Source organism: Bryocella sp. (genome assembly GCF_058498515.1).
This window is the reverse complement of sequence record NZ_JBMHYI010000041.1, coordinates 78163-103310: the sequence shown is the minus strand read 5'-3', so window position 1 is coordinate 103310 and position 25148 is coordinate 78163. Positions and strand designations below refer to the sequence as shown.

The 25148-nt window shown below is 61.7% G+C and carries 18 protein-coding genes; 9 read left to right on the top strand and 9 right to left on the bottom strand.

Annotated elements, in window-relative coordinates; translation table 11 throughout:
* Window positions 1-67: 67 nt before the first annotated feature.
* The 3 genes from AC5E6W_RS10900 to AC5E6W_RS10890 all read right to left on the bottom strand — a co-directional run bounded on the left by AC5E6W_RS10900 (window position 68) and on the right by AC5E6W_RS10890 (window position 4488).
* A complete protein-coding gene (locus AC5E6W_RS10900; RefSeq protein ID WP_491752319.1) occupies window positions 68-2149 on the bottom strand; it encodes a tetratricopeptide repeat protein in 2082 nt (693 codons plus the stop codon).
* Window positions 2150-2382: 233 nt separating this feature from the next.
* Window positions 2383-3969, bottom strand: coding sequence for a bifunctional phosphoribosylaminoimidazolecarboxamide formyltransferase/IMP cyclohydrolase (gene purH, locus AC5E6W_RS10895; RefSeq protein WP_491752318.1), 1587 nt, complete (start codon window positions 3967-3969; stop codon window positions 2383-2385).
* Window positions 3970-4011: 42 nt separating this feature from the next.
* Window positions 4012-4488 carry an energy transducer TonB family protein gene (locus AC5E6W_RS10890; protein WP_491752317.1) on the bottom strand — a complete coding sequence of 159 codons (477 nt, stop codon included), beginning with the start codon at window positions 4486-4488 and terminating at the stop codon, window positions 4012-4014.
* Window positions 4489-4569: 81 nt separating this feature from the next.
* Here AC5E6W_RS10890 and serS point away from each other — a divergent pair, with 81 nt between their 5' ends.
* The 3 genes from serS (at window position 4570) to AC5E6W_RS10875 (ending at window position 7256) form a co-directional block, all read left to right on the top strand.
* Window positions 4570-6054 carry a serine--tRNA ligase gene (serS, locus tag AC5E6W_RS10885; protein ID WP_491752316.1) on the top strand — a complete coding sequence of 495 codons (1485 nt, stop codon included), beginning with the start codon at window positions 4570-4572 and terminating at the stop codon, window positions 6052-6054.
* Window positions 6054-6443: a hypothetical protein gene (locus tag AC5E6W_RS10880; protein WP_491752315.1), complete on the top strand. Its 390-nt coding sequence runs from the start codon at window positions 6054-6056 to the stop codon at window positions 6441-6443. Before serS ends, AC5E6W_RS10880 begins: the two co-directional genes overlap by 1 nt.
* 126 nt (window positions 6444-6569) lie before the next feature.
* Complete coding sequence (locus AC5E6W_RS10875) at window positions 6570-7256, top strand: LolA family protein (RefSeq protein WP_491752314.1); 687 nt, start codon at window positions 6570-6572, stop codon at window positions 7254-7256.
* On the opposite strand, the gene AC5E6W_RS10870 is transcribed toward AC5E6W_RS10875, so the two are convergent.
* Window positions 7253-8680: a glycosyltransferase family 39 protein gene (locus AC5E6W_RS10870; RefSeq protein ID WP_491752313.1), complete on the bottom strand. Its 1428-nt coding sequence runs from the start codon at window positions 8678-8680 to the stop codon at window positions 7253-7255. The two genes, AC5E6W_RS10875 and AC5E6W_RS10870, sit on opposite strands and share 4 nt — an antisense overlap.
* A 92-nt stretch (window positions 8681-8772) precedes the next feature.
* Between AC5E6W_RS10870 and AC5E6W_RS10865 the strand changes: the two genes are divergently transcribed.
* The 5 genes from AC5E6W_RS10865 to AC5E6W_RS10845 all read left to right on the top strand — a co-directional run bounded on the left by AC5E6W_RS10865 (window position 8773) and on the right by AC5E6W_RS10845 (window position 17809).
* Window positions 8773-12330 carry a trifunctional glycoside hydrolase family 18/polysaccharide deacetylase/glycosyltransferase family 2 protein gene (locus AC5E6W_RS10865; RefSeq protein WP_491752312.1) on the top strand — a complete coding sequence of 1186 codons (3558 nt, stop codon included), beginning with the start codon at window positions 8773-8775 and terminating at the stop codon, window positions 12328-12330.
* A 59-nt stretch (window positions 12331-12389) separates the two neighbouring features.
* Window positions 12390-14195 carry an amidohydrolase gene (locus AC5E6W_RS10860; protein ID WP_491752311.1) on the top strand — a complete coding sequence of 602 codons (1806 nt, stop codon included), beginning with the start codon at window positions 12390-12392 and terminating at the stop codon, window positions 14193-14195.
* Window positions 14192-15151: a DMT family transporter gene (locus AC5E6W_RS10855; RefSeq protein ID WP_491752310.1), complete on the top strand. Its 960-nt coding sequence runs from the start codon at window positions 14192-14194 to the stop codon at window positions 15149-15151. The genes AC5E6W_RS10860 and AC5E6W_RS10855 overlap by 4 nt, the downstream gene beginning before the upstream one ends.
* Before the next feature lie 234 nt (window positions 15152-15385).
* Window positions 15386-17056 (top strand): trypsin-like peptidase domain-containing protein, encoded by a 1671-nt coding sequence (locus AC5E6W_RS10850; protein ID WP_491752309.1) that lies wholly within the window; start codon window positions 15386-15388, stop codon window positions 17054-17056.
* A gap of 273 nt (window positions 17057-17329) precedes the next feature.
* Window positions 17330-17809, top strand: a complete 480-nt coding sequence (locus AC5E6W_RS10845) for a peptidoglycan-binding domain-containing protein (protein ID WP_491752308.1) — start codon at window positions 17330-17332, stop codon at window positions 17807-17809.
* Window positions 17810-17887: 78 nt separating this feature from the next.
* Here AC5E6W_RS10845 and AC5E6W_RS10840 read toward each other — a convergent pair whose 3' ends face one another.
* The 5 genes from AC5E6W_RS10840 to rpsO form a co-directional block, all read right to left on the bottom strand.
* Window positions 17888-18793: a pectinesterase family protein gene (locus AC5E6W_RS10840; RefSeq protein WP_491752307.1), complete on the bottom strand. Its 906-nt coding sequence runs from the start codon at window positions 18791-18793 to the stop codon at window positions 17888-17890.
* Window positions 18794-19009: 216 nt separating this feature from the next.
* Window positions 19010-19420 carry a hypothetical protein gene (locus tag AC5E6W_RS10835; RefSeq protein WP_491752306.1) on the bottom strand — a complete coding sequence of 137 codons (411 nt, stop codon included), beginning with the start codon at window positions 19418-19420 and terminating at the stop codon, window positions 19010-19012.
* A gap of 60 nt (window positions 19421-19480) precedes the next feature.
* Window positions 19481-20161, bottom strand: coding sequence for a hypothetical protein (locus AC5E6W_RS10830; protein WP_491752305.1), 681 nt, complete (start codon window positions 20159-20161; stop codon window positions 19481-19483).
* A 457-nt stretch (window positions 20162-20618) separates the two neighbouring features.
* Entirely contained in the window at window positions 20619-23063 is a 2445-nt protein-coding gene (pnp, locus tag AC5E6W_RS10825; RefSeq protein ID WP_491752304.1) for a polyribonucleotide nucleotidyltransferase, read from the bottom strand.
* 336 nt (window positions 23064-23399) lie between these two features.
* Complete coding sequence (gene rpsO, locus AC5E6W_RS10820) at window positions 23400-23666, bottom strand: 30S ribosomal protein S15 (protein ID WP_103931495.1); 267 nt, start codon at window positions 23664-23666, stop codon at window positions 23400-23402.
* A gap of 369 nt (window positions 23667-24035) precedes the next feature.
* Between rpsO and AC5E6W_RS10815 the strand changes: the two genes are divergently transcribed.
* Window positions 24036-25145 carry a Gfo/Idh/MocA family protein gene (locus AC5E6W_RS10815; RefSeq protein ID WP_491752303.1) on the top strand — a complete coding sequence of 370 codons (1110 nt, stop codon included), beginning with the start codon at window positions 24036-24038 and terminating at the stop codon, window positions 25143-25145.
* Window positions 25146-25148 lie beyond the last annotated feature (3 nt).

Below are 25148 nucleotides of genomic sequence, written 5' to 3'. Positions count from 1 at the left end.
TCATGCCTCGTGCGAAAAGCAAACAGGGCGGGCCTGAGCCCACCCTGTGCCTACCTGTCGAAGCGATTTACTTGCCTGGGTTGACGGCGTGGGCCTGGCGCACACGTGCACCTTCAAGCTTCTTCTGCACCTTGGCCACGTCAGCGGGGTCGGCCTCGGGGAGCAGTGAGGTTGAGTAGAAGTCCAGTGCCTTTTGCCACTCGGCAATGGCCTGCTGCAGCTTGCCGCTACGCGCATAGATCTCGCCCAGGTGATCATGCAGCGTAGGATCGGTTCCCAGGCGAAGAACTGCCTTACGCTCGTAGTCCTCGGCGAGTGCGTATTGGCCCTGCTTGAAGTAGGCCCATGCCAGCGAGTCGAGAAAGGCACCATTCTGCGGATCGTAATCGACTGCCTTCTTGAGCATCGTGATCGCTTCGTCCAGCTGCTTGCCACGATCAGCGAGCATGTAGCCGTAGTCGTTGGCGATAGAGGCATTGTTGGGATCGATGGCCAGGCCCTTGCGGTAGTCCAACTCGGCCTGATCGTAGAGCTTCTGTTTCTCCGCCAGGTTCGCGCGGTAGTCGCTGAGGAAGACCTTCTCCGAAGGCTTGGTTGATAACGTCTCCACCTTGCTCAGCGCGGCCTCGGCGTCCTTAAAGTGCCGTGCGCGAGAGTTGATGTCCGCGATCGTGAAGTAGACCTCGCGATCCGAGGGTGTGCCATTGAGCTGCGCATTGGCGAGCTTAAGTGCTTCGTCCAGCTTACCCGTATCGGCCAATTGGCTGGCGTAGGTGAGCTGGACATCATGGTTGTCTGGCAGGGCCGTCGCGGCTTCGGCCGCGGCAGCCAGGGCCTTGTTCCACTGGTGCGCATCGCGATAGGCCGACACGATGCCATCGTAGCCACGGGCGCGGTAGTCACCGCCCAAAGCGACCATCTGACGGTAGGCCTCCACAGCGGCGTCGGTGTTGCCGGACTCGCGGCTCACGATCCCGAGACGATCGAGGAAGAGCGAACGATTGTTCGCATCCTGATCGGCGTACTTTCCATCCGGGGAGACCGTAGCCTTCAGCATCTGCTTCAGGGTCGCGGCGGCCTCGTCGTAGCGTCCCAGCGCGTCATAGACCAGCGCCAGGTTGTAGTTGAGTTCGAGGTTGTCGCTGGCGATGGCCTGCGCCTTCTTGAGGGTCGCGAGCGCCTGCTCGTAGTGACCGTTTTGCCGCTGCACATCGGCTTCGCGGATCAGAGCCTGCGCGTCCTCGGGGTTCGACTTCAGAATGTCGGCGTAGACCTTTGCGGCATCGTCATTCTGACCGGACGAGAGAAGCGCCTGGGCGAGACCCCGCTTGGCGTCCGTGTTGTCCGGATCCTGGCTCAGCGCGGCTTTGTAGGCTTCTACCGCCTTCTTCGGTTGGTGGAGCTGGTCGTAAAGGCCCGCGAGTGCGAAGTCCATCCGCACGCTGCGATCGTCTTCGGGCACCGTGGCGATCAGCTGAGCTGCCTTGTCGTTTTCGCCCTGTTCGGAATAGAGCCGCGCAAGGTTCAAGACGACATCCTCGTTCGATCCGTCGATCTCCTGCGCTGCCTTGAACTCCCCCTCCGCCTTAAGCGTGTCGTGATTGAGGCCATACAGTTGGCCCAGCAGGACGTGCGTCTCGAGGTCTTTGGGCTTCAGCTTCGCGATCGTCTCGTACTCCTTGATCGCTGCAGCCAGCATCTGGGCAGACTGAGCGCCCTGTCCGTCACCAAGCGAACGGAGGAAGACGCGGCCCAGAAGCTGGTGGGCGTCAACGTCCTCGGGGTGCTTGTTTACCTGATCCTGCGCTGCGGAGACCGCTTCGCGAATGCGCCCCAGTCGGAAGTAGAGATTCGCCAGGCCATCCTGCAATGTGCGGGAGTCGGGATCCGCGTCCAGCGCAAGCTTGTACTGCTCGATCGCCTGAGTCGCGAGGTCCTGCCGTCCAGTGGCGGCGGCCTGGTCTTCGTACATCCTCGCCAGCCCGTAGTGGTAGTAGGACGAGGTGTGGTTGGGAGCATCGGCAGGCGCGACCTGCGCCTGCGCCGTTGGCGCGGAGGCAAGGCAAGCAGCCAGCAGCAGGCATCCGCCCACCATGATCGGCTGGAAAAGAGAGAAGGCGGGTCGCGGCGCACGGAGGGGAAGGGTCATCGATGGGGTCCTGTCCAGCAGGGACACCGCAGACGCTACCGGCAGACTCCGCACCGGCGCACCGGACGAAGGGCCGCCAGCCGGCAGGGCTCGCATGCGGCACTCGCTGTTCTTTAGACGGTACACCATCGGGCAGGGATGCTGGCTGACGACAACCTTCCGCCAATTAGGTATTTCTCTCAGCGGAAACGGATTGAAGCGCATTCCGGTGCCCGGTTCCTGGGCACATGGACTCAGCCGTGGCGGAAGTGGCGCACGCCCGTGAGCACCATCGCCACACCGAGCTTGTTCGCCGCCTCGATCACCTCCGCGTCTCGGACCGAGCCTCCAGGCTGGATCACCGCCGTTGCCCCAGCGTTCGCAACGGTCTCGAGACCGTCGGGGAACGGGAAGAAGGCGTCCGACGCGGCGACCGTGCCCTCCAGAGGCAGCGCAGCCTTCATCGCGCCGAAACGGGCGGCATCCACGCGACTCATCTGACCCGCACCGATACCCACCGACTGGCCGAAGCCATCCTTCAGACGAGCGTAGACGATGGCGTTGGACTTCACGTGCTTGCAAACCTTCCAAGCGAATAGCATCGCCTCAAGCTCGTCTTTGGTCGGGTGACGCTCGGTGACAATCTTCACGTCTGCAGCCGTCACGGGGTGGAAATCCTCGTTTTGAACGAGGAAACCGCCTGAAATCTGCTTGATGCGGTCGGCGATTGGGGCAGGCTTTAGCTCCAGGAGACGGAGGTTCTTCTTGGCGGCAAAGGCTGCTTTCGCTTCGTCTGTGAAGCCCGGGGCGACAATGGCCTCGACGAACAGCTTGACCATTTCCGTAGCCGCTGCGCCGTCCACGATGCGATTCACGCCGATCACGCCACCAAAGGCCGAGACTGGATCCGCCTCGAGCGCACGGGCGTAGGCTTCCGCAACGGTGGTTCCCTGCCCCACGCCGCACGGGTTGGTGTGCTTGATGATCGCGACCGCCGTCGCCTCGAACTCCGAAGCCAGCGCCCAGCACGCATCGAGATCGACAAGATTGTTGTAGCTGAGCTCCTTGCCCTGCAACTGCATCGCATTCGCGATTCCCAGGGCCGTCCCGTCGCTGTAGAGCGCGGCTGCCTGATGAGGATTTTCGCCGTAACGCAGCGAACTCTTGCGCGGGGCCACGATGCGAAGGGTCGAGGGCAGGTCGGCGGTCTTTTCAATGCTGCCGGGATCGGCTGGCAAGCTGTCCAGCGTGGTGGCGATGGCAGAATCATAGGCCGCGGTCGTCGCAAAGGCTTTGCGGGCAAGCTTCCAGCGCGTCGCAGCGCTCAAGGAGCCCGAGTTCGCGTCCAGTTCGGCGGCTAGGTCAGCGTAGTCCTTCGGGTCGGGCACCACGGCCACGTCCTCGAAGTTCTTGGCCGCCGAACGCAGCATCGACGGACCGCCGATGTCGATGTTCTCGATCAGTTCCTCGAACTTGACGCCGGGCTTCGCTGCCGTCTGCTCGAAGGCGTAGAGATTGACGACGACCATGTCGATGGGCAGGATCTGGTGTTCATTGACCGCGGCCACGTGGGCCGGGTCGCTGCGGCGGTGCAGAAGGCCGCCGTGGACCTTCGGGTGCAGCGTCTTCACGCGGCCATCGAGCATCTCGGGAAAGCCCGTCAGCTCCGAGATGTCCTGCACGCTCAAGCCGGCGTCGCGCAGGGCCTTTGCCGTTCCGCCGGTCGAGACCAGCTCTACGCCATGCCTGGCAAGGGTCGCGGCAAACTCCACGAGGCCGGTCTTGTCGGTAACGGAGAGGAGGGCGCGCTTCACTGCTTTCAGGTCTTTCGATTCACTCATCACATGTCTCATTGTATGCGGCAGGTGATGGGCACTGTACAGTCATCGGTGCGGCGTGGCATCGGGCTCGTTCAATGTGAATCGAACCTCGAAGGTCGCCTCCGTACCGCTAAAAGTTCCGGGGAGCGCCGGAAGCTGGCCAAGGCTCGTGATGGCGCCCCAGCAGGAGCGGTTGAGATCATCGTCGTGCGATGACGAGATCAGTATCATCGACCGAATCTCGCCGTCCGAATGGACGGTGACGCGAATGGTGGAATCGCCGCTTCTGTTCGTCGCCGGGTTGACCGCTTTCGAGAGCAATGGTTCCCAGCTCTTGAGCAGGCTTAGACGAAGGCCATTCCAGTAGTCGTGCAGCACCGGATCGGCAGTGATTGCCTTGATGGCCATCACTGCGCGAATGGGCGCCGCGCCTGAGGGAGAAGCCGACGACTGTATCGGACTCTGTGAATGACTTGGCGGGACGGCGACGAAGCACACAAAGACGACGCTCGCGATCGCGACGACGTAAGGCAGACGCATTGGCAGTTCCTCGATGAAACTACACAGCTATCTCTGGCGGTTCTGTAGCCAGAGCTTTCACCCAAGCTAGAATAATTTCGTATGCTCGATTTAGCCTTTGTGCGGGCGAACCTCCCGCTTGTGGAAGAAAAGCTGCGCCAGCGCGGCACCGACCCTGATCTGCTGGCGGGCTTCGCGGCGTTCGACCGCGAGCGCCGCGCGGCCATCACCGAGTCCGAGACAGTTAAGGCCCAGCGCAACGCACTTTCGCAGCAGTTCGGGCAGCTGAAGCGTGAAGGCAAGGACGTTGCTGCGATCTCCCTGGAGACGGCGTCGCTCAAGGACAAGCTGGAGTCGCTGGAGGCTGCGGCCAACGCCGCGGATGCCAAGATGCGCACGCTCCTGGAGGCGATCCCCAACCTGCCCAGCGACAGCGTTCCTGTCGGCTCCAGCGAGCACGAAAACAAGATCGAAAAGACGTGGGGCGAGCCGAGAAAGTTCGACTTCGAGCCCAAGGATCACATTGCTCTCGGCGAGGCACTTGGCATCCTGGACTTCGAGCGTGCGGCCAAGATCTCCGGTTCTCGGTTCGTGGTGCAATTCGGCGCTGGAGCGCGGCTAGAGCGTGCGCTTGCAAACTTCATGCTCGACCTGCACACCCGCGAGAATGGCTATGCCGAGGTGATGCCGCCGGTAATGGTCAACTCTGACTCTCTGTTTGGCACAGGGCAACTACCGAAGTTTGAAGAAGATCTATTCAAGATCCCAACGGATAGCTTCGAGCAGGATAGAAATCATCTTCCCCAAATTGGCGAGAGGGTCTTCGCACAAGGACAAAACGGCACTTTTATTGTCAAGGAAATTGCGCCACTCGGAGTCGTAATTGAACTGGAGTCTGCCGATTGGTTCCAACTAACCGTGCCTCGTGGGGTGCTTTCTTATCAACGCAATTTGTGGATGATCCCCACGGCAGAAGTGCCCGTCACCAATCTCTTCCGCGACGAGACAATCGACCTGAGCAACGGTCCGATCAGCTTCTGTGCGTACACTTCGTGCTTCCGCAGCGAGGCCGGCAGCTACGGCAAGGATGTCCGCGGCATGGTCCGTCAGCATCAGTTTCAGAAGGTCGAGCTGGTAAAGTTCGCCACGCCGGAAACCAGCTACGACGAGCATGAGAAGCTGACCACTCACGCGGAGTCGGTGCTCGAGCGGCTGGGACTTCCCTACCGCCGCATGTTGTTGTGCACCGGTGACATGGGCTTCGCATCCGCCAAGACGTATGACCTTGAGGTGTGGCTGCCTGGGCAGAACACGTACCGCGAGATCAGCTCGTGCTCGAACTTCGAGGCCTTCCAGGCGAGGCGCGCGAATATCCGCTATCGCCCCGCGGGAGCCAAGAAGGCCGAGCTGGTGCATACGCTCAACGGCAGCGGACTGGCGGTGGGCCGCACGTATCTCGCAATCCTTGAGAACTACCAGCAGGCAGATGGCTCGGTAATGGTGCCGGAGGCGCTGGTGCCGTACATGGGCGGCCAGACAGTCATCGAGCCGGAGACCTTCGGCCGAAAGCGTGGAGGCACAGCGTAATGGGGCTGATCAAGCGCTACATCTTCTGGACCTACCCGCGTGGCAGCTTCCACTACGACGTGATGGTGACGCTGATTCTGGCGTTTATCTTCATCACGCCGCGCTTCATCGACTACAAGGACAAGCCCGCGCCGGACACACTCTTCGCCACCAATGAAGTTCTCGTGCGCCCGGCAGGGGTGGAAGGATCGCAGGCAAAATTTGTCTACGAGGTTCGCAAAGAGGCCCTTCACCATGCAACCGATGATGCGGCAATCCGTGCCGAGCTTCTCCGTGTGATCCAGCCCCTCGCCGGCGCTCCTGTCACGCTTACGGGCTATCAGCCTGTCCTCAATACCCACGGGATGCTGGTCGCTTACGACGCTACAGTCCTTCGGTCGCCCAGCTAGAGCTTCTCGGTCGCCATAACTCAGGACGACATTTTCCTGAAAACGCCATCTAACTCTCAGCGGGCTTCACCTTCGGGGCCCGGGTACGCGCAGCCTGTCATCTGCGCGCAAGGAGCAAGTCTGATCATGCGTCTTCGTTCGATTGTCTGCACTTTGTTTGCTGTGACGATGTCATCCGCAGCCCACGCCCAGGGTCAGCTCCAGAGCGTCCTCGCCCAGATGGACAAGGCCAGCGCCAGCTTCCAAAGCGTGCGGGCGGATGTGCACCAGGAGTTCTACGCGAAGGTGATTCACTCCGTCTCGACCGTGGAGAACGGGGCAATCTATGTTGCGCGCAAGGGAGGCCAGACCAGCATGGGCGCGGTCTTCAGCGAGCAGGGATCGAGCGCGAAGCCGCAGGTGATCCAGTTCTCGAACAATGTACTGAAGGTTTACTACCCTGCCCAAAACCAGATCGAGGAGTTCAAAGCCACGGGAAGCCAGACCGACAGCTTCCTGACGCTGGGCTTCGGTGGAAGCGGCAAAGACCTCGTCGCTAACTGGAACGTGACCGACGACGGCCCCGAGACCATCGACGGCGTGAAGACCGAGAAGCTGGAACTGATCCCGAAGGACCCGAAGGTCGCAGCCAACTTCGACAAGGTCACGCTATGGATCGACCTCACCCGCGGCGTCTCGTTGAAGCAGATATTCCATATGCCCGAAGGCGACTACCGCACGGCCACGTATTCGAACATCAAGATGAACTCCAAGATCGATATGGGCGCTTTTGCGATGAAGACCGACAAGAGCACGAAGACGGTGGCGCACTAAACACCAGCGTCGGGCGAAACCTTCGCTAATCTTCCGCGTAGGGCCAGCGCAGCGAAGACGATTAGCACAGGAAAGCACTCCAGCGTGTAGCGTGGCTCGGAGTTGTCCAGCGTTAGCAACAACGCCGAACGCAGCAGGAGGAAGCCCAGCATGGCCCAGCGGACAGGCTCCATGTCGCGCCTCTGCGACCAGATGCCGCCTGCGGCCAATACCAGGAAGGCGAGATTCAGCAACGCGTAGCCCGCTTCAAGAGCAGACGCTTTAGGATGGGCGCGCCACGCCCACCAGTTCAGCGGAACACTCATCAGCTCCGTGCGAGGGCGCAGCCACATGTTGGCGACACGGGCCATGGGAAGCAGGAGAAACGACCGCACCGGATGGGCGTGCTCGCGCTCCTCGGCGATGCGTTCGAACTGTGCCTCGAACTGCGGACGGGCGAACTGAACGGTGTTGTAGTCGGCGAATGCCTGTTCCGTCTGCGCGCGCTGCTGTGCGTCGTCCATCGCGCGAGGCGGCACATCGCGGAACGCCAGAGGCGCACCGTCGTAGTTCCAATAGATGTCATACGTCGATTTGAAGTCGATGCCCCAGGTCCGATACCAGTGGTTGAAACCCGTTGGCACCGGCTCGCCGGGATCGGTGGCCGATTTCGGCGCCAGAGGCTGGAATCGGCCCATGACGAGGTCGTTTCGCACGCCCCAGGCCAGCAATGGAAGCGCAACGATCATGCAGGCCAGCACGGCCGGGCCTGCAGTTCGCAAAGCTCGCCGGAAGCCTGACCCTGTCTGTTCGATCCGCGAACGCCATCCCGCCCAGAGCATGGCCGGCACGACCGCTGCGCTCAATAAACCCTGCTCCGGCCGAAGAAGAACTGCGAAAGATAACGCCGCGCCAACGATAGCCGCCCATAGATAGGCGGCGCGACGATCCTGAGGGTCCACAGCCAGGTATCGGGCCAAACCATAGAACGCCAGCGCCACGCAGAGCAGGCTTGGGGTCTCGGTCAGTGCCGCGGCACAGTAGTTCGCCGTAAACGGACATAGCGCCGCCAGCCACAACGCGATCAAGCCAACACGCCTCCCTCCCAGCCGCTGAGCGAGCGCTCCAATCAGCAGGCACGTGAGAAGGTCCAGGACGACATTGACCCACAGGACCGGGTTGTCACTCTCCATGTCGAAGAGCAAGAAGCAACCGGCAAGGAAGAGTGGATAGCCAGGGAGGCGGATCCACGTCGCATGGAGCGTGCCGTTGGTCCGGCCGTAGAGATGATACTTGAGGACGTTCTGCGCGATCTCGCTGTAGACTAGCGTGTCGCCGCTGACCTCAGGGCGCCAGTGCAAGAAGGCGGCTCGCACTCCCAGCCCGGCCAGCAAGGCGCAAACCACCGACACCACCGGAAATCGCCGTTGTAACCCCGCGCTCATTCCCCTGCATCATACTGGCCGTTGGTCGAAGCGGTTCCAATGCCATCAACAACTCAAGGGAACCGACCCGCCGCCTGAGATAATTCCTCTGAATGAACAAGCAAGTCTTTTACGATCCGCAACGCAAGCGCTGGAAGCGTCTGCGGAAAGTGTTCGATGCCTTCGCGCTGTTTCTCTCAGTGCTGGGAGTCCTGTTTGTCATTGGCGTTTTGCGCACGAGGCCGTTGCAGGGGCTGGATCTTCGCTCTGCGACCAAGAAGTACCGCGCAATCTACACCCCGCCGGCGCCTGAAGTGCGGCGCAACGAGAAGCTGAACCATAGCGCGCACCGCAAGAGCGATCTCAAGCCTTCCGACGTCGTTCTGAATGCGGGCGAGGGATTGAGAGCCGCCTTTTACACCGACGCGGATCCGGCCAGCTATGCGTCGCTGAAGGCGCACGTCCGGCAGATCGATCTTCTTTTCCCCGAGTGGCTGCATGTCCTCTCGAGCGATGGAACGCTGACTGCCTACAACTCGGACAATGTGCCGTTCGCCGTGGTGGACAGTGCCGGCGTGCACGGCGTGGATCGCGAGAATAAGGTTGCAAAAACGATCCTGGGGGCGAAGGAAGACACCGAAATCTTCCCCCTGGTGAACAACTACAACTTTTCCACCGGGAACTTCGAGTCGTCGCTGGGAGCCTTTCTCAACGATCCCAACGCCCGCGCGACCTTCATCAGCCAAATCGATGCGTTTCTGAAGACCAACACGCTCTACCGTGGCCTTACGCTCGGATTTCAGGACATCCCTGCTGAGGCTCAACCGGGCTTTAATGCGCTGGTGCAGGCGCTCTACGCGGACTTTCACCAACGCAATCTGCGGCTCTACGTCACCGTTCCGGTCGAGGACGCGGACTACAACCTCGCGCTGCTTTCGGCCAATGCGGACGGCGTCGTGCTGATGAATTACGGCCAGCACCAGTACGGCACGGATGCTGGCGCGATCGCTGGGCAAGATTGGTTCGAGAGCAACCTCAAGTCGGCGATGAAGATTGTGCCGCGCGAGAAGCTGATCTGCTCCATCGGCAGCTATGGCTACGACTGGACGAGCCAGATGCACCTGCCGCCACCGGTCGATCCCAAACACAAGCGCCGCAAGCCCGCGCCCGCTGAGAAGCCTACGCCGCTGGGCGCGTCCATGCTGACGCCGCAGGACGCCTGGCAGGCTGCCTCCGACTCCGAGGCGCAGATTGAGCTCGACGACGCTTCGCTGAATCCGCACTTCGCCTATGACGACGAAGACGCGCACATCCGGCACGAGGTATGGTTCCTCGATGCTGTTACCGCGTTGAACCAGATGCGCGTGGCCCGCGCGCTTGGGCTCGAAACGTTCGCACTCTGGCGACTCGGATCAGAAGACGAAACCCTGTGGCACATCTGGGATAAGCCCCTGAAGGCGGACCCCAGCAAGGACCTCGCTGACATCTCACCGGGACTCGACGTGGACACCGAGGGCGACGGCGACATCCTGCGTGTAACCGGACGCCCTCGCAACGGCCATCGCACGATTGTGATGGACGATGACGCGACGATTCCTCAGCCGTACCTCAGTGTGGTTTCGGAGAAGATGGATTCCTACCCGCTGCCGTACACGCTGACGCAGTATGGCTACCATCCGAAGAAGATCGCCATCACCTTCGACGACGGTCCGGATCCAACCTGGACACCCAAGATCCTCGACATCCTGAAGCAGTACAACGTGAAGGGCACGTTCTTCATGATCGGCGAGGAGGCCGAGGATCACGTCAGCGTGATGCAGCGCGTGTTCCGCGAAGGCCATGAGATTGGCAACCACACCTTCACGCACCCGGACATCAGCGAAATCTCCGACCGTCAGGTGGATCTGCAGCTCAACATCACCGAGCGTCTCTTCGCGGCGAAGTTAGGGGTCAATCCGGTGTACTTCCGGCCCCCGTACTCCATTGACCAGGAGCCCGATACCAACGACCAGGCGGCGCCGGTCGATCGCATTGAAAACCTGCTCGGCTATGTCATCGTCGGCGACAAGATTGACACGGACGACTGGAACGAGCACCCAAAGAAGAGTCCGCAGGAAATCGTCGATTCGGTATTTCAGCAGATCAGCGTATTCGACCAGAAACCCTGGACACGTGGATCGATCCTGCTGATGCATGACGGCGGCGGCGATCGCTCCGCCACTGTAGCTGCGTTGCCAGTGCTGATCCAGGCGCTGCGCTCACATGGGTACGAGATTGTTCCGGTCTCTGAACTCATCGGCAAAACGCGCGATGAGGTGATGCCTCCGCTCAAGCCGCACCAGCGGTACCAGGCAGCCATCGACTCGGTTGCGTTCTTCTTCATCGGCTTCTTCAACCACTTCGTCATCGATGTCTTCTTCGTTGGAGACCTGCTGATGAGCATGCGGCTGGTGATCATCGGCCTGTGCGCCATCATCGACCGGTTCCGCAAGCGCAAGGACTTCTCGACCCCGGATTACCAACCGCGGGTTGCAGTGCTGATCCCCGCCTATAACGAAGAGAAGGTCATCGCACGCACGGTGCGCTCGGTGATGATGTCGAACTACAAGAACATCCGCATCCTCGTTATCGACGATGGCTCCAAGGATGCCACCTCCGAGATCGTAGCCACCACCTATGCGAAGGAGATTGCCGAAGGCAAGGTTACGCTGCTGACCAAGCCGAACGGCGGCAAGGCCGAGGCGTTGAACTACGCCCTCGGCTTCGTCGACGAAGAGGTGTACGTCGGCATCGATGCCGATGGCGTCATCGCGCACGATGCGATCAGCCGCCTCGTCTGCCATTTCGCAAACCCCAACATTGGCGCGGTCGCGGGCAACGCCAAAGTGGGCAACCGGGTGAACCTGTGGACCCGCTGGCAAGCACTCGAGTACATCACGAGCCAGAACTTCGAACGCCGCGCGCTCGATCTCTTCGACGTGGTGATGGTGGTGCCAGGAGCGATTGGAGCCTGGCGCACCGCAGCCGTGAAAGCCGGCGGCTGCTACCACCCCGACACGGTCGCCGAGGATGCCGACCTCACCATGAATCTGCTGGAGCAGAAGTATGCAGTGATCTATGAGGATCAGGCGCTGGCATTCACTGAGGCGCCGGTCACGGCGAATCAGCTCGCGCGGCAGCGATTCCGCTGGTCGTTCGGAATCCTGCAGGCGGTATGGAAGCACCGTGCGGCCATCCGCAATCGCCGCGCGATGGGGCTGTTCGCACTGCCCAACATTGTCATCTTCCAGATCATCCTGCCGCTGGTCTCGCCGCTGATCGACCTGATGTTCGTGGCGGGCATCGTGCACTACTTCATCGACAAGCACTTTCATCCCGAGGCTGCCTCGAACGCGGATCTTGTGAAGCTGCTAACGTTCTTCGGCGCGTTCATGCTGATCGACTTCACCGCTTCTGCGCTGGCGTTTGCTCTGGAGCGCAAGCATCCCGCGAGCCGCGGTGACGGCTGGCTGCTGGTACACATCTGGGTACAGCGATTCACGTACCGCCAACTGTTCTCCTGGGTGCTGTTGAAGACGATGAAGCGCGCAATCGATGGGAAGCCCTTCAACTGGGACAAGCTGGAACGCACGGCGCAGATGTCCAAGCAGACAGAGCTGACGCAGCAATAAGGCCTTATGGCTTGTACCGGCTGCCCGTCCGCTCCGGGCGGCCGGTACACTGTCTTCCTGTGAAGACCTATTCCCTGTTCTCCGTGGCGACCGTGGCGGCTGCATTCGCTTTAACTTCCAGCGGCCTCGCACAGTCTGGCCCGCAGGCCGACGTCATCTTCGTACACGGCAATATGCTTACCGGCGCCCATCTGCGCGAGGACGATCGCTCGGTAGTTCCAGCGCGGGTGAGCGGTCTTGCCGTCTTTGCCGGCGAGGTTCTCGCTGCAGGTAGCGATGAGCATGTGCTCGCGCACAAGGGGCCGAACACGAAGGTGATCGACCTGCAAGGCGCCTTCGCCATGCCGGGTTTCAACGATGCCCACACGCACATGGCCGGCGCAGGACAGCAGAAGCTAACCGTAGATCTCGATAACGTTCCGTCACTGGCGGCAATGCAAGACAAGATTCGTACCTATGTCGCTCATCTTGCGCCTGGGGTGTGGGTGCGGGGTGGCGGCTGGGACCACACTACGTGGGCGTCTAAGACGCTCCCCACGCGTCAAGATCTTGATGCGGTCACCGGCGACCATCCTGCATACCTCGAGCGCACGGACGGCCACATCGCCGTAGTAAATACCGTGGCATTGAGGATCGCCGGCATCGACGACAGCACCCCTGATCCTAAGGGTGGCAAGATTGATCGCGATGCACAAGGCCATCCGACGGGAATTCTGCGTGAGGGCCCAGCACGAGCGGCAGTCGAGGCGAAGATCCCTCCACCGGACTTTGCCACGCGTCGCAAAGCCTTGGAGCTTGCGATCGAAGACGCTCTATCGCACGGAGTCACCTCGGTGCAGGATTTCTCCGACTGGGACGACTGGCTGGTGCTGGAGGCGATGGAGAAGGAGCACAAGCTACCGCTGCGCTTCGCGGAGTGGATGGCCTTCGACACACCACTGGGCGCGTTGGAGCAACGGCGCGCGAGCCATGACTCGAACGATCCCCTGCTGCATCTCACGCAGCTGAAAGCCTTCATGGATGGTTCGCTGGGATCGAGGACCGCGGCGCTCGCCGCTCCATACACGGATGAGGCAAACAACGGAGGCATCCCACGCTACGAGCAGGACAAGCTCAACGCGCTGGCGGCGGAACGTGCGGCGCAAGGCTTCCAGCTGGGCTTCCACGCGATCGGGGACCGGGCCAATGAGATGGCCCTGGATGCCTTCGCGGCGGCCGAGCAGGCTGGTGCGCCTGCGAACACACCGCCATTGCCAAAGAACCCCGACGCGGAAGTTGTGACCAGGGCTCTGGCTCCGCCCACGCCTCGCGACTTCCGCTTCCGCATCGAGCACGCGCAGGTGGTGCTGCCAGATGCCTTCCAGCGCTTCCACGATCTAGGTGTCATCGCCTCCATGCAGCCGTCGCATTTACTGACGGATATGGCGTGGGCCGGACAGCGACTGGGGCCGGAACGGGTGAAGTATGCCTATGCGTGGAAGAGCTTTCTGGACCATGGTGTGACGCTCGCTTTCGGCACGGACTACCCTGTCGAATCTATCGATCCCATGCGAGGGCTGTACTCGGCAATCACACGTCAGAACGAGGCGGGGACGCAGACCTTCGAGCCGCAGGAGCGCCTCACGATCCAGCAGGCGATCTACGCGTACACGCAGGCTTCGGCCTATGCGGAGTTCCGCGACAAGACGAAGGGAAGGTTTGAGCCGGGCTTCCTTGCCGACATGGTTGTCCTCGATCACGACCTTACCAAGGCATCGCTCCAGGAGATCCTGCATACGAGGGTGCTGCGGACGGTGGTGGGCGGCAACACGGTTTATATCGCGTCGCAGTCGGTCGCTCCGCAGGGTGCCGGAGTCGCGCATTGAGCTCTGAGACCAGCCGCTCTGGCCGCTCGCATGAACTGACCGCCCATCTGCTGCTGGTCGGCGTCGTGCTGGTGTGGGGCGCTACGTTTCCGGTCGTAAAGGCAGCTCTGGCGTACGCCACCCCGTTGGCGTTCAACCTTACGCGTATGGCCTTGGCAGCGCTGGTGCTGGCTGCAATCAACCATGCGAGCTTACGTGGCCTGTTTCGTCGCGCAGGCCGGCCCGCGCTGGCTTATGGCCTTGCAGCAGGTTTGTTGATGACGCTCGGCTATCAGTTCCAGACCGTCGGACTGAAGTACACGACGCCGTCGAAGTCTGGATTCATCACCGGACTCGTCGTGGTGTTGGTCCCCCTGCTCAGTGCCGTGCCGGGTATCGCGCACAATGGTGATCCCAAACCCGGATGGGCGGCTTTTGCCGGAGCAGGCCTCGCGTTCCTGGGACTTGCGATGCTGACGATCCCGGCCGGTTCGGGGGCGGATGTCGTGCGCGGGCTGGGCCTGGGCGAGTGGCTGACGTTGGGCTGCGCGGTGGCCTTCGCCTTCCATCTGCTGACTCTCGCGCGGGCTGCGACAAAAGTGGGTGCCCGGACGCTGGGTACGCTGCAGGTGGGATTCTGCGCGCTGGCCATGCTCGTAACGCTGCCGCTGGGCGGCCGGCCAGTGCTGCACCTGAACGCGACCGTTATCGCGGCCCTCGCCATCACCGCACTGCTGGGAACGGCGGTCGCCTTCACGGTGCAGAGCTACGCGCAACAGCGCCTGCCTGCGACGCATACCGCGCTGATCCTCACGCTGGAACCGGTATTTGCCTGGCTCGCCTCGTTGCTCTTTCTGGGCGAGCGGTTGGGCCCGCGGTCGCTCCTCGGGGCCGGGCTCATCCTCGCGGGGATCCTCTTGGCCCAACTCGGTCCAAAGATGCATCCGGAACAGGCCAACTTCGCAGCCAATCCTTAGCTCCAAACCCTTGTATCCTAATTGTGTGGGGCTAGCACGACGTAACGCACGGCAACTCGCCGTGGAAGCCCACGGGAAACCATGGGCCGTCAGTTCGGTCGCATCTTTTCCCCACCAGACGCGTCTACCTAAGCGCAAGGCAATGTGTTTATTGTCAGTAGCGCCAGATCCGTCATCCCAGGCTTGAAGCACCGGTGCCGGGCCAGCTCCCGCACCCGAGGAATGAACGAAGCTATGGAATCGCAGCAGTCGTCGAAGAATCTGCCCGGCCGTCTTCTCGGCCACATCCGTTCCGGCCGCCTCAGCACGACGTTTGCCGTGCTGTCTGCACTGACCGTCGGCATCCTCGCGGGCTCCGCATTGACCGGCCGCGTGAGCGCGAGTGGCCAGAAGGTCGACTCGACCGACGCCCGTCCGTTGACGATTCCGAACCCGGTACAGCTTTCCAACGGGTTCTCGTCGATCGTGAAGCAGGTGGGGCCGGCGGTGGTGAACATCAACACCGAGTCGCTGCCCAAGAAGTCGGCGAATCCCCACGCCCACCGCGGCCAGCCCAACAACAATAATGACGACAGTGGAAGCGCTGGCAACGGCAATGACATGCAGGACTTCCTCAACCGCTTCTTTGGCGGCGGTGGGAACGGCGGCGGTGAAGACAGCAGCCCGGATAGTGGCCCCCGGCGTGCCCTGGGTTCGGGCTTTATCGTCGATCCTCGCGGCTACATCATCACCAACAACCACGTCGTGGACAAGGCCGATCATATCTATGTGAAGCTGGCCAGCGATCCCGACAGCGACATTCCCGGCGATCCTGGCCGCCCTGCCACGGTGGTCGGCGTCGACCCCGACACCGACATCGCCGTCATCAAGATCGACACCAAAACCCCGCTACCGACGGTGAAGCTGGGCAATTCGGACGCGGCTCAGGTGGGGGACTGGGTTCTCGCCATCGGAAGCCCGTTCGGCCTCTCGCAGACAGTATCTGCCGGCATCGTCTCGGCCAAGAACCGGTCCATCGACGAGGCCAGCGAGACTGGCGTTTCGCAGTCGCAGTTCCAGAAGTTCGTTCAGACCGACGCCGCCATCAATCCCGGCAACTCGGGTGGCCCGCTCGTGAACATGGCGGGCGAGGTCATTGGCGTCAACACGGCCATTTACACCCAGTCGATGGGCTCGGAGGGCGTCGGCTTCGCCATGCCATCGAACATCGTGATCGGCGTGTATAACATGCTGATCAGTCCAGATCACAAGGTGACGCGCGGATCGATCGGCATCCAGTTCCAGAGCGTGCAGTCCTCCGCGGTGACTCGGATGTACGGCTCGGCTTCGGGCGGCGTGCTCGTGTCAAGCGTGGTTCCCGACGGGCCCTCGGCGAAGGCTGGAATCCAGCCCCAGGATGTCATCGTTTCAGTAGACGGCCAGACCGTGAAGAATGGCGATGAGTTGGTGGCAATCGTCTCGGCGCGGCGTCCCGGCACGACCGTCAAGCTGGGCGTCCAGCGTGACGGCAAACGGCTTACCATCGACGTGGGTATCGTCGACCGCACCAAGCTCTACACCGACCTGACCAGTGCGGCGGATCAAGCCGCGCCGCCCACCGAGTCCGATGCTGGTGAAAACAAGCTTGGGATCAAGGTGCAGGCCATTACACCCCAGATCGCGAGCAAGCTGGGAGTGAAAGGCGGCGTCACGGTTACCACCGTTCGTCCTGGCTCGTTCGCAGACGAGATCAACCTGGGTCGCGGCGAGATCGTGACTGAGATCAACCGGCACGCCGTCACTGACGACGCCAGCTATAAAGCCGTGGTTAACTCTCTGAAGTCGGGTGACGATGTGGTTTTCGTCGTGCGCGATGTTAGACACCCAGAGGCTGGTAATGGCTATGTCGGTGGAACGCTGCCATAAGCCGACTCCAAGATGCAGACTTGAAATGGCTTCCACGCCCGCCGGCGCCATCTCCGGCGGGCATGTCGTCTTTGGAGATCGCGATGGCCAATTCTGACGCCGTCCCAAAGCTGGCGCCGGCCCTGCCACGGAGGCGCCAAGTTCGGCTTTACCCGTTGCCTCCACACCGCGTTTCTATTAACCTCAAGTTCACGGCGAGAATTTCTCGCCGGTGCCCGGGCCCCTGGCTGACGCGTCATCGGCACGACACATCTCCTCAGCAAAGGAAGATTCATGCGTCGTTCCCTCCCCCTGATAGTTTGCGCTGCTTCCCTCCTCGGTTCTCTTCCCGCACTTGCGGCCAAGCCCCACGCTCATCCAGCTGCCAAGCCAGCAGTTGCACACGGTCGCACGGCAAGCCATGCGACCAAGAGCCCAAGCTCGCACACTGGCGCTACGGTCCGCCGCACCAGCATGAAGAAGGGTTCGCACGGCGTTACGATTGACACCAAGAATCCGCACGGCCACCTCGCGCAGGTCTCTATGGATCCCGAGCGTGCCACCCAGATCCAGACTGCACTGATCAAGAATGGCTACCTGACCGGCGAGCCGACAGGCAAGTGGGACGCGGCCTCCATCTCCGCCATGCAGAAGCTGCAGTCGGACAACGGCTGGCAGACGAAGATCATGCCCGATTCGCGGGCGATCATCAAGCTGGGCCTCGGGCCCGGCAGCGATGCGAACATTGCGAGCGCTGGCGCTCCGGCACAGTAAGCTTCAAGCGTAGATAAGAAGAAACGAGCCGCGTCCCGGACGCGGCTCGTTTCTCGTTCGCGAACTACCTGCCTGGGGTTACTTCGTGTCCGGCTTCCAACCATCGTCCCCTGCAAGCCAGGAGTCGACCGTCAGCTTCGCGGCCTCGGCCTTCGTCAGTTGGCGAGATGGCGGCAGGCGCTTGTCAGTCATAACGACCGAACCATCCGAGTCGCGGGTGTTGAACTCTGCGTAGTCGCTGGTCGCGAGGCGCCCGCCCCACTCGATCCACCCTTCCGGCTCAATCACCGTGCCGCTCACCGTGGTGTCCACGAAGTACACCCGAGCGTAGGCACGCCAGGGACGACCGAACGATAGCTTGTCCACGGCGACGTCCGCGGTGACCTTGCCGTGCAGGAAGAGGTACCCGGAGTCTTCAAGCGGATAGAGTCGGCTCTGAGCTGTAAGAGCGACGACGGTGTGCGTCATGCCGTGTAGCTCGCAGTGGTCGAAGACCGCCTTCGCGTCGCCGAAGATGAAATCGACGTGACCTTCGATGTAGCAATTCTGGAAGAGTTGCCGAGCGGCATGGCAAGGCTTGCCGGAAGCCTGAGCCGCAGTCGCATCGGCCTCCGCGTGGCAAGTATTGCTAGCGGCATACAGCGTGTCCTGATAGCCCAGCAGATGGACATGCCGGAGCACTTCGCGGTCGCCGCTGATGGACAGGGCCACAGCCTGCGAGCCCTCATCGACGCGTCCGTTTTTCTCCCAATCGTTCTGGATAGTCAGGTTCTCGGCACGGAAGTCGTCACCGGTGACTTGCACGCTGTAGCTCTTGCCCGTGCCCCCGGCGGACTTTGCGGAGTCATCCCAAACCAACACGACATCGTCGGGCTTCTTCCCCATACCGCGCAGCTCGATGCCACTCTTGGTGATCCGGATCTTCTCGCGGTAGGTCCCGGGAGCAAATCTGCAGAACGAGCCCGGCATCGGTAGCTGAATCAACAGCCGCCTGGACGGTCTTGAACTTACCTGAGCCGTCGGGGGTGACCGTTGCGATGGGCTTCTGCGCCGCGGACGCGATGAGAGGCGCGGCAAGCAGGCCAAGCAGTATCAACAAGGGGCGGCGGGAAAGATGCATCAGGGGGCTCCAGAAGAATGCCGCCTGATGCTACCACGCTGACAGGTCGATGATCTCCCCTGACCGGAGCAGCAGGAGTACTACCTCCAGCTCACAGCCAGATGCCAACGCAACCCGCGTTGGGCCGTCTTCTTCAGAACGATTTCGTACTCGAGCAGTTCGTCCAGCACCGAGGGGCCTTCGCTGCCCAGCTGGTGCATGTCCTCCTCAAGGGCTACCCTAAGCGCCACGACGCTCGCGAGGCCGTCTTCGGGGCGGTACCACTGTGGAGGTGGCAGGCGATCGAGCAGGTCGGCATTGCCTGCACCCTCTTCCAGCAAAAGCTGCATCGAGTTCTCGTCCGCCGAGAAGAACTCCAGGAGTGGCTTCACACCAAGATTAAGCGCCATGCGCTCCAGCGCACCTTCATAGCGTGCGATTGCGCGGCCGTTCACAAAGGTGTTGTAGCCAGGGTCTTCGCCCTCGACCACGATGTACATCGTCACTGCCATTCTCTCGAAAGTGTAACCGCGAGGCTGTGAGAAGCGCATCGCGTGTTCGTGCTGCCGGACTCAACCGAGGTCCAGCATCGAGGCCTCGGCTTCGTCCGGTTCGCCGCGAATGAGCAGGGTGACCCCGGCGATCAGCAGGAGAAGGAGCCCGATCTCGGTGCGCCGGGTGAGGTCGGGACGCATCAAGAAGATACCTTCGAGTAGGACAACCAGCGGCACCAGAGCGGTGTTCGCGGAGAAGCGCATGGCGCCCAGCTTGAGGACGGTGATCACGGCCAGCCATGCCATCAGGCCATCGAGTGTGGCCGCCAAGGGCGAGAAGAGTGCCCGCACATCAGCCACGCCGGAGCGCGCCAGGGCGATGATTCCGAAAAATAGTGCCGCCGCAGATAACGCTGCTGCGACAGTCGCCGAGTCAAAGCGCCAGCCCTGCGGGGCATCCTCGATCCTAGGACTCCGGTGTGGTAGAAGCGCGGCGCCGACTCCAGTCAGCACGGGCGCAAGAAACATCGCCACATCCGCTGTGGGATCAGCGAAGGAAGGTTGCGGCAGGATCAGCAGCATACCGGCCATGGCCGTGAGCCCGGGCCATAGGAAACCGGCCAGCACTTCTCCGGCATCGCCGAGCGCAACGCACGCCACACCGGCGGCAACCGGAGTGATGGAGAGCGCGATCATCAGCGCACCAGAGTCCATCTCGCGCGGCAGCAGGACCAGAGAGATGGCTGGGCCCGTGAGCATCAGCAAACCTCCAAGCGCGCTTCGTCCGAACGAATGATCCTGCGAAGACGAGCTCAAGCGCCGTCTTTGCAGCCGCGCGAACGCCAGAACCAGCAGTGCGGCGACACCAGATCCCGCAGAGCGTGAGACCAGTGTGGATCCCGCAGTCGACCAATGGTCGTCGAGCAACCACCGGATCGAGCCGAGAAGACACAGCCCCGCGAAGGGCCACCACCGTCCCACCCAAGCTACGCGTATATGCCCTCGATCGATCGCTCCCACCTTCCCGCTCTGCAACGTCCGGTCTACCTTATGTCGTAGGTCGCACGCCGGTTCCATGCCTCTTAGGACGTAACCCGCTGTCGATCAGCCTACCCAAAAGATGAAAAGCCGCGCCCGAAGGCGCGGCTTTTCCTATTGCAAAGTCTCACGCTTACCAACAGCAAACCCGAGAGCTCACGGTTGGATGCGGTAGATCTTAGCGGGTTCCGCCGGCTGGTGCTGGGCCACGGCCACCACCACCGGGGCCGGAGCGGCGACCGCGACGGCGGCGGCGTACGCGCTGTGCCTCAGCGGCGGCTGCAGCAGTACCTTCGACAGGCTGGCCTTCAGTCGTCGCGGGCTCATCACCCGTCTCCTCGGCATCGCCTTCGTCATCACCCTCGAAGTCATCATCGTCTTCGTCGTCGAAGTCGTCTCCACCGTCAATGGTGATCGTCTCATCAAACTTGGGACGCTCCGTCTTGGCCTGCGGACCACGCTCGACGCGCTCACGTTCACGACCGCCGCCGCCGCTACCAGCCTGCTCCGGAACCTCCGGGAGACCGAGCTTGGCGCGCTGCTCGCGAAGCACAGCCTTGCGGCTGAGTTTGATGCGGTTGCCTTCGATGGCGAGCACCTTGACGAGGACCTGATCGCCCTCGCGGAGCTCGTCCTTGACGTCCTTGACGCGATGCTCCGCGATCTCAGAGACGTGCAGCAGGCCGTCGGTGCCAGGGAAGATCTCGACGAATGCGCCGAACTCTGCCAGACGAACGACCTTACCGAGGTAGGTCTTGCCGACTTCGGGCACCGCCGTGATATCGGAGACCATCTGGATGGCCTTCGCCATGTTTTCGGGGTCCGAGCTCGCGATCGAGACACGACCGGAATCCTCAACGTCAATCTTGGCGCCGGTGGACTCCACGATGCCGCGGATGACCTTGCCGCCAGGCCCGATCAGGTCGCGGATCTTATCCGTCGGGATCTGCATGGTATGGATGCGAGGAGCGTACTTGCTGGTCTCCGTCGCTGCACCCGAGATCTCGGCGTCCATCTTGTCGAGCAGGAAGATACGGCCTTCCTTCGCCTGAGCGAGCGCCTCACGCATGATCTGCGGCGTGATGCCCATGATCTTGATGTCCATCTGCAGGGCGGTGATGCCCTTGCGCGTGCCGGCCACCTTGAAGTCCATGTCGCCGTAGTGATCTTCGGCGCCTGCGATATCGGTAAGGATGGCGTACTTGTCGCCCTCCTTCACCAGGCCCATCGCCACACCGGCAACCGAGCCCTTGAGCGCGATGCCCGCAGACATCAGCGAAAGCGAAGCGCCGCAGACCGTAGCCATCGACGACGAACCGTTGGACTCGAGGATGTCCGAGACCACGCGGAGGGTATAAGGATTGTCCGCAGGCGCAGGAAGCACTGCCTCGATCGCGCGCCATGCCAGCGCACCGTGACCAATCTCGCGACGGCCGACACCGGTCATACGGCCAACCTCGCCAACGCTGAACGGCGGGAAGTTATAGTGCAGCATGAAGGCGCGCTTCTGCTCGCCCTCGTAGCTCTCCATGCGCTGTGAGTCGTCGGAGGTACCCAGCGTGGCGGAGACCATGGCCTGCGTCTCGCCGCGGGTGAAGAGCGCCGAACCGTGCACACGGGGGAGGACGCCCAGCTCGATCGAGATCGGGCGGATCTCATCGAACGCGCGGTGGTCGGGGCGGATACGGTCGTTGAGGACCTGCTCGCGGAAGATGTCCTCGCGCAGGAGCTCGAAGTACTTCGAGAGCTTCTTGCCAGCGTCCTTGTCGTCGGCCGGCAGCTCAGCCTTGAGCGCGTCCTTGATCTCCTTGACCTTGGCGTAGCTGTCGAACTTGGGGTATTTCTTGGTGTTCAGCGCGTCGGCCAGCTTCTCACCGACCTTGGCGCGAAGCTCCTTGGCGTAGATCTCGTCCTTCTCCACGGGAGAGACAAGGCGCTTGGCCTTGCCGGCCCGGGAGACCAGGTCTTCGATGGCAGCGCAGATCTTCTTGATCTGCTCATGAGCGAACTCGATCGCGTCGACCACGCGGTCTTCCGTGATCTCCTTCGCGCCGGACTCGATCATCGTGATGCCGTCCTTGGTGCCGACGACCATGATGTTCAGCGTCGACGCGAGGCGCTCTGCGTAGGTCGGGTTCACGATGAACTCGTCGTTCACGATGCCGATGCGCACGGCGCCCACGGGGCCGTGGAACGGGATGTCCGAGAGAGCCAGCGCGCAGCTCGCGCCGTTGATGCCCAGGACGTCCGGATCATTTTCCTTGTCAGCCGAGTACACGAACGCGACGACTTGCGTCTCGTTGCGGAAACCCTCGGGGAACAAGGGACGGATGGGCCGGTCGATCTGGCGCGAGGTGAGAACTTCCTTCTCGCTGGGACGACCCTCACGCTTGATGAAACCGCCAGGGATACGTCCGCCGGCATAGGTGAACTCGCGGTACTCGACCGTGAGGGGGAAGAAGTCGATTCCTTCTTTGGGGTCAGCGGAAGCCACCGCTGTGGCCAGTACGGCATTGTCGCCGCTCGTGGTGTAGGCGGCGCCGCTCGCCTGCTTGGCAATGCGCCCCGTCTCAAACTTGATCTGCTTGCCGCCGGCAAGCTCTACGATTACATCCTGCTTCATCGGAGTGATTCCTCTGCTCTTTTGTTCTGTCGTCGATTCGGAAACTGGTTGGTGTCGTCGCGCGCGGAGACAATCTCCGCTTCCGTTGCGCTTACGACAAAAGCCCCGGCGATCTAGCGATCAGCCGGGGCCGGGGGATGGAAGGAAATGCGCGCGATGAGTTGACCGCCGCGAGGCATCAGGGAGTGGACGACATTCACCGCAGCGGCGCCTGGATGAGCGCCGCAATGCGCAGAGGTTCCCACGAGGGGCCCCCTCCGACGAATAAAGGTGGATGAAATCAACTCGGCTGTACTCCTCAGGTCGGCAAAATCGCCGGTCGAGCGCCTTGTGACCTTACTTGCGGATACCCAGCTTGCCGATCACTTCGCGGTAGCGGTCCGGATCGTTACGCTTCAGGTAATCCAGCAGGCGACGGCGCTTGGAGACCAGCATAAGCAGGCCGCGGCGCGAGCCATGATCCTTCTTGTGGGTCTTGAAATGCTCGGTCAGCTCGCCGATACGCTCGGAAAGGATCGCGATCTGCACTTCCGGACTTCCAGTGTCCGAATCGTGCGTGCGAAACTTCGTAATGATGTCTGTTTTCTTTGCAGGTGCCAGCACGGCAGGTTCTTGCTCCTAGTTCTTTTAAGCTCTCGTCCACTTCACTCAGTGTCCGAATAAGAATATCACGCAAACAGACTGATTCCCGGCCCAACTGCCGCCCAAATCAATGTACCGGCGACCCATTGCGGGCCGCAACTTGCGACAGTCCTTACGATACGCGCCCAAATGGGCTTTCCCCGCAGAATTGGCAAACCATCTTCATCCGATGAAACGTGGAGACGCACCAAAGAGGGTTCTCTTGGTGAGCTAATGGCGTTTCCTTCGCGTCTACGTGGTGCGATGCGCTTACTGCAGCGCTTTAGTTTTTCCGGTCAACGCGTGTATATATGGGAGTGCCCTCGCCGAGGGCTCCCAGAGAACCCACCAATGCCGGACTCTTTGAACAAACTAGACCTCGCGACCCTGGAGAAGATTGCCTCCGCCGCTCAGCCTCCTTTACCCCTGAATCCTCGCCCCATCTGCATCGTCGGCGCCGGCGGCATCATTCAATCCGCCCACCTCCCGGCTTACACCAAGGCGGGATTTCCGGTGATCGCGATCAGTGACCAGCAGCCGGGCAAAGCGACGGAAGTGGCGGCAAGGTTCTCCATTCCCCACAGCTTCGATTCGCTCGGGGAGATGGTGCGCTTCGCACCAAAGGATGGCGTCTTCGACATCGCAGTCCCTGCCTCGCAGTTGCTCCCCATCCTCCAGCAGCTGCCCGATGGCGCGGTCGTTCTGATCCAAAAGCCCATGGGAGAGACGATCGCCGAGGCCCGCGCGATCCGAGATCTGTGCCGCAGCAAGGGGCTGATCGCAGCGGTGAACTTCCAGCTCCGCTTCGCGCCGAACAATCTTGGCGCGGTCGCATTGGCAGAAAACGGTGTGCTCGGCAGGCTACACGACATGGAGGTGCAGGTCCGCACCTACACGCCATGGCACCTATGGACGTTTCTTTCCACTGCACCCCGGCTGGAAATCCTCTACCACTCGATCCACTACCTCGATCTCGTGCGGTCCTGGTTTGGGGAGCCGCGAAGCGTCTACGCAAAGACCGTGAAGAACCCGCAGTGCGAGCACCTCGCACCGACCAAGACGACGATGATCCTGGACTATGGCGACGATAAGCGTGTCTTCATCGCCACGAACCATGCGCATGACTTCCCTGCCGAGTCTCATCACAGCTTTGCACAGTGGGAAGGCACGAACGGCGCGATCCGCATCGATATGGGAGTGAACCTGGACTATCCCGTGGGCAAGCCCGACCGCCTGCGCTTCGCGCTACGCGGGCCGGACAATCCCTGGCGCGAGGTACCGGTCCGCGGCAACTGGTTTCCCGACGCCTTCATCGGATCGATGGGATCGCTGCAGGCGTATGTGGAGGGCTCCGCAAAGGAGCTCCCTACGCACTTCGAGTCCGCCTACAAGACGATGGCGCTTGTGGAAGCTGCTTATATCTCCAGCGACCGCGGCGGAGTGCCGATCATGCTCGATTAGCGG

Excerpts from the sequence above, each read along its gene's own strand:
- AC5E6W_RS10900 (WP_491752319.1), bottom strand. The coding sequence starts at position 2,149 with ATGACCCTTCCCCTCCGTGCGCCGCGACCCGCCTTCTCTCTTTTCCAG.
- purH (WP_491752318.1), bottom strand. The coding sequence starts at position 3,969 with ATGAGTGAATCGAAAGACCTGAAAGCAGTGAAGCGCGCCCTCCTCTCC.
- AC5E6W_RS10890 (WP_491752317.1), bottom strand. The coding sequence starts at position 4,488 with ATGCGTCTGCCTTACGTCGTCGCGATCGCGAGCGTCGTCTTTGTGTGC.
- serS (WP_491752316.1), top strand. The coding sequence starts at position 4,570 with ATGCTCGATTTAGCCTTTGTGCGGGCGAACCTCCCGCTTGTGGAAGAA.
- AC5E6W_RS10880 (WP_491752315.1), top strand. The coding sequence starts at position 6,054 with ATGGGGCTGATCAAGCGCTACATCTTCTGGACCTACCCGCGTGGCAGC.
- AC5E6W_RS10875 (WP_491752314.1), top strand. The coding sequence starts at position 6,570 with ATGCGTCTTCGTTCGATTGTCTGCACTTTGTTTGCTGTGACGATGTCA.
- AC5E6W_RS10870 (WP_491752313.1), bottom strand. The coding sequence starts at position 8,680 with ATGAGCGCGGGGTTACAACGGCGATTTCCGGTGGTGTCGGTGGTTTGC.
- AC5E6W_RS10865 (WP_491752312.1), top strand. The coding sequence starts at position 8,773 with ATGAACAAGCAAGTCTTTTACGATCCGCAACGCAAGCGCTGGAAGCGT.
- AC5E6W_RS10850 (WP_491752309.1), top strand. The coding sequence starts at position 15,386 with ATGGAATCGCAGCAGTCGTCGAAGAATCTGCCCGGCCGTCTTCTCGGC.
- AC5E6W_RS10845 (WP_491752308.1), top strand. The coding sequence starts at position 17,330 with ATGCGTCGTTCCCTCCCCCTGATAGTTTGCGCTGCTTCCCTCCTCGGT.
- AC5E6W_RS10835 (WP_491752306.1), bottom strand. The coding sequence starts at position 19,420 with ATGGCAGTGACGATGTACATCGTGGTCGAGGGCGAAGACCCTGGCTAC.
- AC5E6W_RS10830 (WP_491752305.1), bottom strand. The coding sequence starts at position 20,161 with ATGCTCACGGGCCCAGCCATCTCTCTGGTCCTGCTGCCGCGCGAGATG.
- pnp (WP_491752304.1), bottom strand. The coding sequence starts at position 23,063 with ATGAAGCAGGATGTAATCGTAGAGCTTGCCGGCGGCAAGCAGATCAAG.
- AC5E6W_RS10815 (WP_491752303.1), top strand. The coding sequence starts at position 24,036 with ATGCCGGACTCTTTGAACAAACTAGACCTCGCGACCCTGGAGAAGATT.